Origin of the sequence: Pseudarthrobacter siccitolerans (assembly GCF_001046895.1) — a bacterium.
GTDB classification, from domain to species: domain Bacteria; phylum Actinomycetota; class Actinomycetes; order Actinomycetales; family Micrococcaceae; genus Arthrobacter; species Arthrobacter siccitolerans.
On sequence record NZ_CAQI01000002.1, the window covers coordinates 1 to 1,286 of the forward strand.

The 1,286-nt window shown below is 63.1% G+C and carries 1 protein-coding gene; it reads right to left on the reverse strand.

The features are described from left to right. Positions 1 to 38: 38 nt before the first annotated feature. A complete protein-coding gene (locus tag ARTSIC4J27_RS00010) occupies positions 39 to 1,193 on the reverse strand; it encodes an IS1249 family transposase (RefSeq protein WP_083435216.1) in 1,155 nt (384 codons plus the stop codon). Positions 1,194 to 1,286: the final 93 nt, after the last annotated feature.

Consider the following 1,286-nt stretch of genomic DNA (forward strand, 5'->3'; position numbering starts at 1 on the left):
GGGGTTAGCGGCCAAAATGTGTGTACGGCTTTGGCGTGTCATCTGCGTCGTCCGCCCCATCCTTGTTGGATTCCGTTTCCGTCCTCGCTGGTGAAGGCTGTGTCGTAGAGGGCTGGGCCGATGGGGTCTTCGGCCCGCGGGTGGTTCTTTCTTTGGGGTTGCCAGTGGCGGGGTTGCACGAGATGCCAGGGGTCTTGAGGTTGCTCTGTGCGCAGGTAGAGGTACCAGTCGGCGGCACGGGCGGCGTGGTCTGGGGTGAGCCCGCGGTGGGTGCGGAGCAGGTCTTTGAGTCCGGCGTTGATCCCGCCCTCCAGCGGGCTGGTTGTCCGTGCGATGTTCTGTCCTGCAGTCGCGCTGGTGAGCCAGGTGAACATGTGCCCGGCTTTGATCGCCCCGGCCAGAGTTCCCCGTGCCCGGCGTAAGCCCAGGTGGGTGTACCACCAGAGCTGGCCGGCCCCGATATGGGCGGGTCTGACGGTGTTCTTTTTCGCGTAGGTGCGGTGCTTGAGAAACGACTCCCAGCGGGCTTCCCAGGACGCGAACTCGCCCATCCACGATGCTGCCTCATCAAGGTCTGTCACGTGCGTCAGGGCCTTGGCCAGGGCCAGCAGTTCCTTGCCCGCTTCCAGTTTCGGGCGCAGCGTCAGATGCGTGCGGATGTTCTGGCGGATATGAAACAGGCACCGCTGGACTTTCGTTTCCGGCCAGTGTTCCCGCAGGGCGCTCTCGAGGCCTTTGTGCCCGTCCACCACTGCCACGTCCGGCGCGGGGATTTGTTGCAGGAGCGCGGACCAGGAAGCGTGCTTTTCCCGGTCGCACCACTGCCACGCGATGACGTGGGAACCGGTGTAAGCCACCAGCACGCACCAGCCGTTGAAGTACGTGCCGTCGAGCATGAGCACAGGATGGATCTCCCCGGTCACAGGCGCTTGCGGGACCACGTTCCAGCACCAGGCACTGCGGCGGCGGAAAGTCCGTTCGGAGCCCGCGTACCCGCCCTGGCGCTGCTTCCCGGTGAGCCAGGACAGGAACGCCGTGAACTCAGCCTTCCTCGTGACATCAACCCGGGTCTGCGTGCTCGAAGCACCACACGATTTACACCGCCATCTCGTCCGGCCCGAACTGGTGGTCCCGTTCTTCACAAGCTTCCGAGCACATACACCACACCTGGGTTGATTCGATGGAACCGTCACTCCACATGCTTTCAAAGCATGTGCAAGCCCCTACAACCCAAGTGAACAATGACAACCAAGGCCATCGCGTACACACATTTTGGCCGCTAACCC